We start from the raw sequence: 11,667 nt of genomic DNA, 5'->3' as shown, positions 1-11,667 counted from the left end.
AGGAATCAGGCCGGCAGGCCGCGCTCGGCATGGCGCAGCACCTGCTCGGCCAGCGCCGCGAGCACCTGGGTCTGCTGGCTGGCGATGAAGAAATGACCGCCGTCGAACCAGTGCAGGGCGAAAGCGCCATGGGTTTCGCGCTGCCAGGCGAGCAACGCCGGCATTGGGGCACTGTCCTGACGCCCGGCGAACACCTGGATCGGGCAGTTCAGCGGCGCACGCGGCGCCGGCCGGTAGCCGCCGCACAGCAGGAAATCGGCGCGTAGCACCGGCAGGATCAACGCCAGCAGCTCGTCGCTCGCCAGCACCTCGGGGGCGGTGCCACCGAGCTCGCGCAGGCGTTCGAGCAGCTGGCTGTCGCCCAAGGGTTCGGCCCAGTCGGCGTCATCGCGGGCGCTTGGCGCCTCGGTGCCCGAAGCCACCAGCAGGCACGGCGCCGGGGCGCCGAGCTCGCGCAGGGCCCGGGCGATTTCCACCGCCAGCAAGGCGCCCAGACTGTGCCCGAACAACGCGTAGGGGCGCCCGGTGCGCGGCAGCAGCTCCCTGGCCAACTGGCGCGCCAGGGCCATCAGGTCGCTGGCCAACGGCTCGGCGTAGCGGCTGCCACGGCCCGGCAATTCCACCGGGCAAACCTGCAGCGCCATCGGCAGCTCACGCTGCCAGCGCGCGTAGACACTGGCGCTGGCCCCCGAATAAGGCAGGCAGAACAGTTGCACAGGCATGCCTCACTCCGCCGCCGTGCTGCCACTGTCCTGGGCCGCCATGGCCTGGCGCAGGCTCAAGGGGCGCATGTCGGTCCAGACCTGCTCGACGTAGTCCAGGCAGGCCTGCTTCGGCCCCCGGGTGCCGGTCTCGCGCCAGCCGCCGGGCACCGTCTTGTAGTCGGGCCACAGCGAGTACTGCTCTTCGTGGTTGACCAGTACCTTGAACAGCGCGTCTTCACGATCGAAAGCCATGGGGGTGCTCCTCATCTCAGTCGGCGCCGGCAGGGATTGCAGCGCAGTTACAGAGTTGACGGATGAGAATCGGAATTAATTAGCCAAAATCATCTGCGGGCTCGCGGCAGCGCGCTCTGCTGCTCCTGGTGCCGAGCAAACCCGCCTAGCGACTCGCCGGGGGCTTCGCGCCTGCGCACATAGCGCGATCGGGGATTTGTATCAAACCCCGCACACAAATCGAAATACTCTTGCAAATGATTCTCATTGACAATAAATTCTCTGCCCTGCCCAGTGGAGTCCTATGATGTCAAGTCGCAATCACCACGCCACGCCCCTACCCGTCCACACCTCGCTCAGCCCGGTCAACGCGCTGTTTCTCGACAACTATCCGCTGCTGGTCAAGGTCGCCATGCGCATCACTGGCTGTCGCAGCTACGCCGAGGACGTGGTGCAGGATGCCTTCATCCGTCTGAATCGCTCGCCCATGGCCGCCACCGTCAAGTCCCAGGTCAGCTACCTGTTCCAGGTGGTGCGCAACCTCTCCATCGATCACTACCGCAAGCAGATCCTCGAGCGGCGCTACGCCGCCCCCGCAGAGGAAGGTCTGGATGCGGCGATCGCCAGCGCCACGCCGGAGGCCATTCATGACGATCGCCAGACCCTGGCGCTGATTGACGTCGCCCTGGCCCAGCTGCCTCAGCGCACCCGCTACGCCTTCGAGATGTACCGCATCCACGGTCGCCCGCAGAAAGAACTGGCCGCCGAGCTGGGGGTTTCGCCGACCCTGGTCAATTTCATGATTCGCGATGCCCAGGTGCACTGCCACCAGGCGGTACAGGCTCACGGCTGACGGCCGGCGCGCGCACCCCGGCGCCTCGGCTCAGCAGCAGCCAGTGGAACAGTGGCACCAGCACCACGGCCAGGGTCGCGCCAAGCATGCCGCCGACCACCCCGGTGCCCATGGCGCGCAACGCCGCCGAGCCGGCGCCGCTGGCCAGGGTCAGTGGCAATACCCCCAGCACGAAGGCTAACGAGGTCATCAGGATCGGCCGCAGGCGCAGGCGCGCAGCCTGCACCACGCGGTCGGTGGCACTGGCCCCCGGCACCTGGGCCTGGCGTGCGGCATCGACGATAAGGATGGCATTCTTCGCCGAGAGGCCCATGGTGGTGATCAGGCCGACCTTGAAGAACAGGTCATCGGGCATGCCGCGCAGGGTCACCGCCAGCACCGCGCCGAGGATGGCCAGGGGAATGATCGCCAGCACCGCCAGGGGCAGCGACCAGCTTTCATACAGCGCCGCCAGGCACAGGAACACCACCAGCAGCGACAGGCCGAAGGTCAACGGCGCCTGGGCACCGGCCATGCGCTCCTGGGCCGACACCCCGGTCCACTCGATGCCGATGCCGGCCGGCAGCCGGCGTGCAGCCTGGTCCAGCCAGGCCATGGCCTGGCCGGTGGTCCAGCCGTCGACCACATCGCCGCTCAGGCTGATGGCCGGGTAGCCGTCGTAGCGGGCCAGCTGGCTTGGGCCGCTGCTCCAGCGCGCGCGCACGAACGCATCGAGCGGCACCATCTGGCCGATGGCGTTGCGCACGCTCATGCGCAACAGGTCGGCGACGCGGCTGCGCTGGTCGCCTTCGGCCTGTACCACCACATGCTGCAGGCGGCCCTGGTTGGGGAAGTCATTGACATAGGCCGAGCCCACGGCGGTTGCCAGCAACTCACCGACCTGGGCGAAGTCGACCCCCAGCGCACTGGCCTTGATCCGGTCGACCTGCAGGTTGACCTGGGGGGTCTGCGCCAGGGCGTCTTCGCGCAGGCCGCTGATGCGGGGTTCGTCGGCGGCCAGCGCCAGCAGTTGGTCGCGGGCCTTTTGCAGCGCCGGGTAGCCCAGCCCGCCGCGGTCTTCGAGCATCAATTCGAACCCGGCGCTGGTGCCGACGCCATCGATCGGCGGCGGCAGCAAGGCATGGATGCTGGCGCTTTTTAGCTCGCCCAGGGCGTTGTTGGCGCGCTCGGCGATGGCCTGGGCGGAGTCCTTGGCACCGCGCTCGGCCCAGTCCTTGAAGGTGCTGAAGGCCAGCGCAGCGTTCTGCCCGCTGCCGGAAAAGCCGAAACCCAGCAGCATCGTGGTGTTGGCAATGGCCGGATCCGCCGCGTTGTGTGCCTCCACCTCCCGAGCGACCGCCAGGGTGCGCTGCAGGCTGGCGCCCGGCGGCAGCTGGATGTCGAGCATGGCATAGCCCTGGTCTTCCACCGGCAGAAAGGCCGTCGGCAGGCGCCACCAAAGGCCAAAGGCGAGCACGCCCAGGGCGGCGAACAGGCCCAGGTACAGGCGGCGGTGGGCCAACGCGTGGCGCACCTGTCGCTCGAAGGTCTGGTTCAGGCGCCCCAGGCCGCGCTCCACCGCCGCGCGCCAGCCGGCCGTGGCGGCCGGCATGGGCCGCAGCAGGCTGGCGCAGAGCGCCGGGGTCAGGCTCAGGGCGAGGAAGGCCGAACAGAGGATCGCCGTGGCCATGGACAGCGAAAATTGTCGATAGACGATGCCGGTGGCCCCCGGCATGAACGCCATGGGCACCAGCACCGTAGTCAGCACCAGGGTGATGGCAATGATCGCCCCGCTGATCTGGCCCATGGCTTTGTGCGTGGCCTGGCGCGCGTCGAGGCCCTCGTCGACCATCAGGCGCATGACGTTTTCCACCACCACGATGGCGTCATCCACCAGGATGCCGATGGCCAGCACCATCCCCGCCAGGGTCAATACATTGATCGAATAGCCCAGCACTGCCATCACCGCAAAGGTGCCCAGCAGCGCAATGGGCACCACCAGCGCCGGGATCAGCGTGCAGCGCAGGTTCTGCAGGAACACGAACATCACCGCGAACACCAGTACCATGGCTTCGAGCAGGGTGAAGCAGACCTTGAGCACCGCGACCTTGACGAAGGGGGCGATGTCGTAGGGGATGGCGTACTGCATGCCCGCCGGAAACCAGCGGGCCAGCTGGTCCAGGCGCTCGCGCACCCGGTTCGAGGTTTGCAGGGCGTTGGCGCCGGGGCTCAGTTGCACGCTGAAGGCCGCTGCCGGCTGGCCGTTCAGGCGCGTGCCGTATTGGTACTCCTGGCTGCCGATCTCGATGCGGGCGACATCGCCGAGCAACAGGCTGGAGCCATCGGCGTTGCTGCGCAGAACGATGGCAGCGAACTGTTGCGGGGTGTCGAGCTGGCCGCTGAGCACCACCGCGGCGGTGCTGTCCTGGTCGGCAGGCCCGGGCAGGTCGCCCAGGCTTCCGGCGGCGATCTGCGCGTTCTGGCCCTGCAATGCCGTGGCGATGTCGGCTGGCGCAAGCCCGTACTGGCGCAGCCGGGGCATGTCCAGCCAGACCCGCATGGCCCGCTCGGCGCCGTACAACTGGACCTTGCCGACACCCTTGAGGCGACGAATCTCGTCCACCACGTGGCGCGCCAGGTAGTCGTTGAGGGTGGCTTCATCGTGCTGCCCCTGGGGGGCGCTGAGGGTGACCATGGCCAGAAAGCCCGAGGACACCGCCTGCACTTGCAGGCCCTGGCGCAGCACCGCCGCCGGCAGTCGCGACTCGATGGTCTTGAGGCGGTTCTGCACCGCCACCTGGGCCAGTTGCGGCGAACTGCCCGGGGCAAAGCGGGCGGTCACCACTGCCTGGCCAAGGCCGCTCTGGGAACGGTAGTCCTGCAGGTCGTCGATGCCGTTGAGCGCCTGCTCGATCAGGCTGACCACGCTCTGGTCCATGTCCGCCGCCGAAGCGCCGGGGTACAGGGCCAGCACCTCCACCTGCGGCGGCGCCACATCGGGGTATTGCATCAGCGGCAGGCGGGTCAGGGCTGCACCCCCCGCCAGCATGACCAGCAAGGCGATGACCCAGGCGAAGATCGGGCGCTCGATGAAAAAGCCGGGCATAGGTTCAGGGCCTCAGCGGGCGGCGGGCGCGGCCACCAGCCGCGGCTCGGCGACGGCCACGCGCTGGCCTTCGCGCAGGTGTTGCTGGCCATCGACGACCACGCGCTCGCCGGCCACCAGCCCGGCGCTGACGATCAGGCGCCCGGCGCTGGCGCCATCGGTGGCGATCAGGCGGTTGGCGACCGTGCCATCGGCGGCCACCACCTGCACCTGAGCCTGGCCGGCACCGTCGAAGCTGACCGCGCGCTGCGGCACGCTGATCACCCCGGCCTGCAAGGGCCGTTCCAGCTGCACGCGCACGAAGGTGCCGGGCAGCAGCTCGCCGTCGGGGTTGGGGAACTCGCTGCGCAGCACCACCTGCCCGCTGGACTCGTCAACATTGATGTCGCTGAACAGCAACCGGCCGACCCGGGGGTAGGCGCTGCCGTCTTCTTCGATCAGCCGCGCGGCCTGGCTCGCCGCAGGCGCGCCGGCTTCGCGCAGGCGCCGGCGCAGCGCGGCGAACGCCACGGTGGACTGGGTCAGGTCGACGTACACCGGGTCCAGCTGCTGGATCTGCGCCATCAGGGTGGCTTCACCCTCGCCCACCAAGGTGCCTTCGGTCACCTGCGCGCGGCCGATACGCCCGCAGATGGGCGCGGTCACGGTGGCGTCGGCCAGATCCAGGCGGGCCTTTTCCAGCGCGGCGCGGGCCAGGTCGACGTCGGCAGCGGCCTGCTGCCGGTTCGAAGCCACCTGCTCGTACTCCAGGGCACTGACGGCGTTGATGCGGATCAGCTGGCGATAACGTTGCAGCTTGCCCTCGCCTTCGGCCAGCACCGCCTGGGCCTTGCGCAGCCCGGCCGCGGCGCGGTCACGCTCGACCAGCAGGCGCGCCGGGTCGATCTGGAACAGCACGTCGCCGCGCTTGACCTCGCGCCCTTCGACGAACACCTGGCGCAGGACGATGCCGGGCACCCGCGCCCGCACCTGGGCGATACGCGGTGCACGAATACGCCCGGTCAGTTCATCGACCGCCGCCAGAGGTGCCGGCGCCACCGTCTCGGTGCTGACCTGAGCCAGCTCGTGCTTGGGCGGCGCCGGCGCCTCCCCGTCGCACGCGGCCAGGGACAACGCCATCAACAGTGCGACGGCGCGCTTCAACAAAGACCAGCCTGGTCGAAGAACACTTCGCGGCTGATCCTCATCAAGGCGGCACGCTTGTGTGGGAAGTCGAACTCCTTCTCCCGGTAGAAACCTGCCGCCTGCAGGTAGCCGATCATCCGCGCGTTGTCGGCGCGGGGTTCGGCGACCACGTACTGGGTGCGCGGGTCGTCGAGAAACAGCCAGTGCACCAGGGCCGCCAGCCAGGCCGCGACCTTGTGCGGGCCACGGTGATGCTCCTCGCCGACCAGCATGTGGATGCCACGGTCGTAGTCGCCCACTTCGTAGAACGGCGCGATGCGGTCCTCGCGCGCCCAGTACGCCTCGAAATAGGCGAACGGTTCATCATCCAGGCAGCCGATCAGGGTCAGGCTGTGGGGGTCGGCGGCCAGCTTGTGCAGGTAGTCGCGGTGCTGCTCCAGGCTGCCGCCCTCCTGCCAGAAGGCTTCGACGCGCGGGTTGTTCTGCCAGCGGTTGAAGCGTGACAGGTCGCTGTCGACGTCCAGCGTGCGCAGCGACACCCAGGCCTGCAGCCGTGCATCGAAGCGTCGATACAGCTCGCCAAAAGGTTTGGGCGCGCGCCGTGGGTGGCGCTTGCCGGCGCTGATCAGCGGCTGCTGCGGGTAGCCGTAGCCGGGCAGCTGGCGCAACCAGGGCGCGGGTATCTGCCAGAACGCCTGACGCTCGCTGGTCCAGCCCGGTTCGGCGGCGTACAGCAGGCCGCTGCGCAGCGCCGCGGCCAGGCCCGGACGGCCCGCGTCGAGGCCGCGCCAGTGCAGGCGGCGCAGCCCGGGGTCATGGGCGAATAGCCAATAACACGCCGCCCACAACGCCTGTTCGAGGTCGCCCGGGTAGTGTTCCACGGCCACCAGGCACTCGCCGTCGCGCCGTACCTGCAACAGTGGCGCGCCACCCAAGGTGAAGGTCAGTTGATGGTCGTCTGCCACGCAGGCGATATGGCGGCCGTCGGCCAATGGCAAGGATGGGGCTGAACTGTCCTGCATGATCTCTGGCTTCCCTGGCTCAACGGCCTTGAGGATGGGTCGGGTGGTCGGCGGCCAGGCTTTCGCCGTGGCCTTCGGTCATCGCCACCACCACTTTGCGCGGCCCGCTGAACGGCGCGCGGGCGTGGGCGGTGAGCATGTTGTCGAGCAGCAGCACGTCACCACTGGCCCAGTCGAAGGTGATCCGGCAGGCGTCCAGCACGCCGCGCACCTCATCCAGCGCGCTGTCTTCCAGCGGGCTGCCGTCGGCGTAATAGACGTTGCGGGGCAGGTCCTCGTGGCCGACCGTGTCGAGCAGCACCTCGCGCATCTCCGGGTCCAGGGCGCTGAGGTGAAACAGATGGGCCTGGTTGAACCACACCCGGTCGCCGGTGCGCGGATGCGTGGCGACGCCCTGGCAGCGTTGCCGGGTGCGCAGTTCACCGTCGGCCTTCCACTCGCACTCGATGCCGCGCTCGCGGCAGTAGTGTTCGACCTGGGCCGGGTCCTCGGTGTTGAACACCTGCTGCCAGGCCACATCCAGTCCGTTGCCGTAATTTCGCACGTACATCAGGCGCTTGCGCGCGAAGCGCTCGCGCAACGCCGGATCGATGCGCCGGTACACTTCGCGGCTGTCGGCGATGGGCGTCTGCCCGCCGCTTTGCGCCGCCTGGGCGCAGTAGAACCAGATGCGCATCGGCCACTGGTTGGTGTAGGCCTGTTCGTTGTGCAGCGGGATCGAACGATGGGCCGGGTATTCGGTGGAGGTATAGACGCCGCCGCTGACCTTGCTGCGCGGCGTGGAGCCGAACTCGTAGTTGAGCAGGGGGTGGCCGAAGGAGCTGGCGAACTGCTGGAAGCCCTCGACGCCGGCCGGCTCGAAGCCGCTGAAGAGGATGGCGCCGGTGCGTTCCAGAGCGCTGTCGCTGAGCTCGCGCAGCGCCTGCGCCGCATCGGCCAGCGACACGCCTGGCTGCCCGGGCGTGACCCGCAACGGCAGGCCCTGTTCCAGGTGCAGCCAGGGCGCGTGGGCAAAGGTGCTGATGTTCATGAACGATCCTCGCAGCGACCGCCCGATCGGAAATGAACCGGGCGCTACTACGAAGACGAACGGCAGCGGCAGAAATTAATCGGGCGTGGCCCGGGCCGTGGAAGCACGCCGCGGGTTGGCGCCGCGCGCGGGTCTTCTGGGCACTGCCGCAGGTGGCCCGACGGGGGTCACGGGGGCCTTGGCCATTGGCACCAACCCCAGGCGCAGCCCGAACTTGCGCAGGATCGCCTCCAGCGTGGCCAGGCTCGGATTGCCCTTGTCCTTTTCGATCTGGTAGAGGGCCTTGGTCGACAGGCTGCACATGGCGGCGAAGGTCTGCTGGTCCAGGCCGGTGACTTCCAGGCGCAGGCGCCGGATCGCCGCGCCCAGGGTTTCACGCCCCGCCGCATGCTGCAGCATGATGTCGTCGATCAGGGCCTGACGCCCGCCTGCGGGTTGTTCGCTCATCGCAGCCCCCATTCAGCCAGACGCTGATCGAGTCTGTTCAAGGGAATGGACGGTGCCGCCCTGATTTCGGCGGGAAGCTCGACCAGCAGGTCGGGCAGCGCCCGAAAACTCTCGGCGGCAGCGCGCAGGCGCTCGAACAGCAGGTCGGCCGAGACCAGGCCGGGGAAATACCCGCAGAGGGTTTTCCAGTCAGGGTTGCCCATGTGCTCTGCGTTCCATTTGGTAACTCGGGTGATCCCTTGCGGACCGAGCACCATGGGCGCCAGATCATAGATCGGCGCCAGCTCGAAACGGCCCTCGGCGCGGAAAATCGCCATATTGCGGCCGTGGTTGTCGGAGTTGCCGAGCACCCGGTTGAGCAGGTCGCGGCGCAGGTATTCGAAAATCAACGCTTCGAGCTGCGCTTGCTGGCCGTTGCTGCGCCACAGGTCGATCAGCCGGCCGAGCACCGCTTCATGGCTCAGTCGGGAGCCGGGCTCGGTATTGCCGCATACCGAATAGATCGACTCCACCGCGACCCTCTGCACGCCCCCGCCGACCACTCGCCGATCAAAGCGCGGCATCCACAGGCTCGGTTTTTCGGCCTCCTCCAACACCAGTCCGACAGTCGGCACGGTGGACAGGCCCAGTTGGGCGACGCCGTTCACAAAGGTTTGGAGGGTAAGTTGATCACACATGCTCGAATGACCAATCGGTATCAAGATGCTGACTATCATGCGCTTTGTGCCTATAGTCGGCAATATATTCCTGACTACCAGTACTCTTCCCGTTTTTTTCAGCACTATGTTACCGACTAGCTGCAAAACCTAATTCGTATTGATATTCATTCCCATCTTATTTACCCTTGCCGCCCCCACACGGATGTAGGCAAGAACATGAGCAACCACCCTCCCCTCACGCCCCTGGCCAGTGGCCGCCCGACGCTCCTGGTGCTGGGGCTGGCGCTAAGCCTGCCGCTGGCGGCCGAGCAAGCGCAGGCCGACGCCGCCGTGGCGTCCAGCGACTCAGGGCAATTGACACTGCAGCCGTTGAACATCGATGCCGAGCAAGCCGGCGCCCCCGGCGTGACCGAACAGAGCGACTCCTACACCATCGGCGCCACCCGTACCGCCACGCGCCTGGACCTGACGCCACGCCAGACGCCGCAGACCACCACCACGGTGACTCACCAGCAGCTCAAGGACTTCAAGCTCGACAGCGCCACCGACGCGCTGCAGGCGGCCGGGGTCAACGTGCAGCGCGTGGAGACCGACCGCACCTATTACTCGGTTCGCGGCTTCGATGTCTCGAACTTCCAGCTCGACGGTATCGGCATGCCGTTCAGCTCCGAAGAACAGATGGGCGACATCGACACCTTTCTCTACGACCATATCGAGGTGCTCAAGGGCGCCAACGGCCTGACCTCCAACCCCGGCAACCCGGCCGCGACCGTCAACTTCGTGCGCAAACGCCCGACCCGCGACTTTCAGGCCGAGGGCTCGGTGAGCTACGGCTCCTGGCAGAACCGGCGCAGCGAGCTGGACGTCTCCGGGCCGGTGAACGACTCCGGCAGCGTACGCGGCCGGGCGCTGTTCGCCGGCCAGGCCGGCAACTCCTACCTGGACCGCTACTCCCCCGACAAGCAGGCGTTCTCGGGCATCCTGGAAGCCGACCTGAGCGACAGCACCACGGCGACCCTGGGCTATTCGCAGCAGCGCAACCGTCCCGACGGCATCATGTGGAGCGCACTGACGCTGTACAACACCGACGGTTCGAAGGTGCATTACAGCCGCTCGCACAACACCGCGCCGGACTGGAGCTACTGGGATACCAACGACAGCCAGACCTTCACTGAACTGCACACCGACTGGGGCGGCGGCTGGGAAAGCCAAGCCTCTCTCAACTACCGGGAGATCACCTCCAACGCCGAAATGCTCATGGCCGGCGGCGTGCCCGACGCAGTCACCGGCCTGGGCCTGACCTCCTACGCCTCGAAATTCGACCGCAGCGAGCGTCAGCTGCTCGGGGACGTCTACCTCAAGGGGCCGTTCGAACTGTTCGGGCGCACCCATGAAGTGGTGCTGGGCAGCAACTGGTCGCGTGATCAGACCCACTGGACCTCTCGCGACGATGCCCAGGGCGAGGCCTTGCCCCCGGTATGGGAATACGACGGCGACTTCCCGAAACCGGCGTTCGCCACCGTCACCAGCGGGGCGGACTACACCACCTACCGGCATGGCTACTACGCGGCCGGCCACTTCAACCTCAGCGACGAGCTGCAACTGGTCACCGGGGCCAACTTCACCACCCTGGACAGCAGCGGCGAACGCACCGGCGCACCCAACGACTACCGCAAGTCGAAGCTCACCCCGTACTACGGCGCGATCTACGACTTCGCGCCTGACTACTCGGCCTATGTCAGCTACACCAGAATCTTCAACCCGCAGACCCAGGTCGATGCCTCCAACAGGCTGCTGGACCCCATCGAGGGCAACAGCCTGGAGGGCGGGATCAAGGGCGAATGGTTCGACAAGCGCCTGAACGCCAGCCTCTCGCTGTTTCGTACCCGACAGGACAACACCGCAGAGTACGCCGGGTTTGCCGATGGCATCTCGTATTACAACCCGGTGGACACCACCTCCAAGGGCTATGAGCTGACCCTGGCCGGTGAGCTGGCCCCGGGTTGGGAGGTCAACGGCGGCCTGACCCATCTGTTCTCCCTGGAGGACGCCGATGGCCAGCGAGCACGCACCTACATCCCGGTCAACTCGCTGTACCTGAGCAGCGCCTACCGCATCGCCCGGGTCAAGGGCCTGAAGGTGGGCGGCAGCCTCAACTGGCAAAGCGACATCTACCGCGACCAGGGCACGGCCACCACCGGTGAAACCATCGTCAGCCGGCAGGGCTCCTACGCCGTGGCCAACGCCCTGGCCAGCTATGACATCGACTCGCACTGGAACCTGGCGCTCAACGTCAACAACCTGTTCGACCGCAAGTACCTGACCAGCCTGTATTGGTCGCAGTCCTACTACGCCCCATCACGCAACGCCACGTTGACCCTGGCCTGGAAGTACTAAGCGGCGCGCTGGCGCGCAGCAAACACCTCGGTGGCCGGATGGATCAGCTGACCGTATCGCGGCCCATGGCCAATCAAACCGGGCGACCGCTGGTGCTCCACTCGCCAGCTTCGC

General features: G+C 67.4%; 10 protein-coding genes. 2 read left to right on the top strand and 8 right to left on the bottom strand.

All coding sequences use genetic code 11. The features are described 5' to 3' along the window. Positions 1-5: 5 nt before the first annotated feature. Together SFA35_RS12055 and SFA35_RS12050 are read right to left on the bottom strand one after the other, a co-directional pair. Positions 6-722, bottom strand: a complete 717-nt coding sequence (locus SFA35_RS12055; protein ID WP_320578620.1) for a thioesterase II family protein — start codon at positions 720-722, stop codon at positions 6-8. 3 nt (positions 723-725) lie between these two features. After that, entirely contained in the window at positions 726-956 is a 231-nt protein-coding gene (locus SFA35_RS12050; protein WP_320578618.1) for an MbtH family protein, read from the bottom strand. 286 nt (positions 957-1,242) lie between these two features. Between SFA35_RS12050 and SFA35_RS12045 the strand changes: the two genes are divergently transcribed. Beyond that, positions 1,243-1,788 (top strand): RNA polymerase factor sigma-70, encoded by a 546-nt coding sequence (locus tag SFA35_RS12045; RefSeq protein WP_320578616.1) that lies wholly within the window; start codon positions 1,243-1,245, stop codon positions 1,786-1,788. Here SFA35_RS12045 and SFA35_RS12040 read toward each other — a convergent pair. From SFA35_RS12040 to SFA35_RS12015, 6 genes are all read right to left on the bottom strand, one after another. After that, positions 1,733-4,873, bottom strand: a complete 3,141-nt coding sequence (locus SFA35_RS12040; RefSeq protein ID WP_320578614.1) for a multidrug efflux RND transporter permease subunit — start codon at positions 4,871-4,873, stop codon at positions 1,733-1,735. The genes SFA35_RS12045 and SFA35_RS12040 overlap by 56 nt on opposite strands. A gap of 12 nt (positions 4,874-4,885) precedes the next feature. Next, on the bottom strand, positions 4,886-5,992 hold the full coding sequence (locus SFA35_RS12035; protein WP_414058542.1) for an efflux RND transporter periplasmic adaptor subunit: 1,107 nt from the start codon (positions 5,990-5,992) through the stop codon (positions 4,886-4,888). Positions 5,993-6,012: 20 nt separating this feature from the next. Beyond that, positions 6,013-7,020, bottom strand: coding sequence for a GNAT family N-acetyltransferase (locus SFA35_RS12030; protein ID WP_320578610.1), 1,008 nt, complete (start codon positions 7,018-7,020; stop codon positions 6,013-6,015). A 19-nt stretch (positions 7,021-7,039) separates the two neighbouring features. Then, the gene (locus SFA35_RS12025; RefSeq protein WP_320578608.1) at positions 7,040-8,050 is read right to left on the bottom strand and encodes a TauD/TfdA family dioxygenase; all 1,011 of its coding nucleotides are present in this window, start codon (positions 8,048-8,050) and stop codon (positions 7,040-7,042) included. A gap of 75 nt (positions 8,051-8,125) precedes the next feature. Continuing rightward, positions 8,126-8,497, bottom strand: a complete 372-nt coding sequence (locus tag SFA35_RS12020; RefSeq protein WP_320578606.1) for a helix-turn-helix transcriptional regulator — start codon at positions 8,495-8,497, stop codon at positions 8,126-8,128. Beyond that, on the bottom strand, positions 8,494-9,237 hold the full coding sequence (locus SFA35_RS12015) for a HipA domain-containing protein (RefSeq protein ID WP_320578604.1): 744 nt from the start codon (positions 9,235-9,237) through the stop codon (positions 8,494-8,496). The genes SFA35_RS12020 and SFA35_RS12015 overlap by 4 nt, the downstream gene beginning before the upstream one ends. A 135-nt stretch (positions 9,238-9,372) precedes the next feature. Here SFA35_RS12015 and SFA35_RS12010 point away from each other — a divergent pair, with 135 nt between their 5' ends. Next, a complete protein-coding gene (locus SFA35_RS12010; RefSeq protein ID WP_320578603.1) occupies positions 9,373-11,553 on the top strand; it encodes a TonB-dependent siderophore receptor in 2,181 nt (726 codons plus the stop codon). Positions 11,554-11,667 lie beyond the last annotated feature (114 nt).

This window comes from Pseudomonas sp. HR96, from assembly GCF_034059295.1.
GTDB lineage: Bacteria > Pseudomonadota > Gammaproteobacteria > Pseudomonadales > Pseudomonadaceae > Aquipseudomonas.
The sequence above is the reverse complement of the archived record's forward strand: the minus strand, read 5'-3'. Positions and strand labels throughout refer to the sequence as shown.

What these genes read in the sequence shown, in the direction of transcription:
- SFA35_RS12020 (WP_320578606.1), bottom strand. Translation starts at nt 8,497, where the DNA reads ATGAGCGAACAACCCGCAGGCGGGCGTCAGGCCCTGATCGACGACATC.
- SFA35_RS12030 (WP_320578610.1), bottom strand. Translation starts at nt 7,020, where the DNA reads ATGCAGGACAGTTCAGCCCCATCCTTGCCATTGGCCGACGGCCGCCAT.
- SFA35_RS12035 (WP_414058542.1), bottom strand. Translation starts at nt 5,992, where the DNA reads ATGGCGTTGTCCCTGGCCGCGTGCGACGGGGAGGCGCCGGCGCCGCCC.
- SFA35_RS12055 (WP_320578620.1), bottom strand. Translation starts at nt 722, where the DNA reads ATGCCTGTGCAACTGTTCTGCCTGCCTTATTCGGGGGCCAGCGCCAGT.
- SFA35_RS12010 (WP_320578603.1), top strand. Translation starts at nt 9,373, where the DNA reads ATGAGCAACCACCCTCCCCTCACGCCCCTGGCCAGTGGCCGCCCGACG.
- SFA35_RS12045 (WP_320578616.1), top strand. Translation starts at nt 1,243, where the DNA reads ATGTCAAGTCGCAATCACCACGCCACGCCCCTACCCGTCCACACCTCG.
- SFA35_RS12040 (WP_320578614.1), bottom strand. Translation starts at nt 4,873, where the DNA reads ATGCCCGGCTTTTTCATCGAGCGCCCGATCTTCGCCTGGGTCATCGCC.
- SFA35_RS12050 (WP_320578618.1), bottom strand. Translation starts at nt 956, where the DNA reads ATGGCTTTCGATCGTGAAGACGCGCTGTTCAAGGTACTGGTCAACCAC.
- SFA35_RS12025 (WP_320578608.1), bottom strand. Translation starts at nt 8,050, where the DNA reads ATGAACATCAGCACCTTTGCCCACGCGCCCTGGCTGCACCTGGAACAG.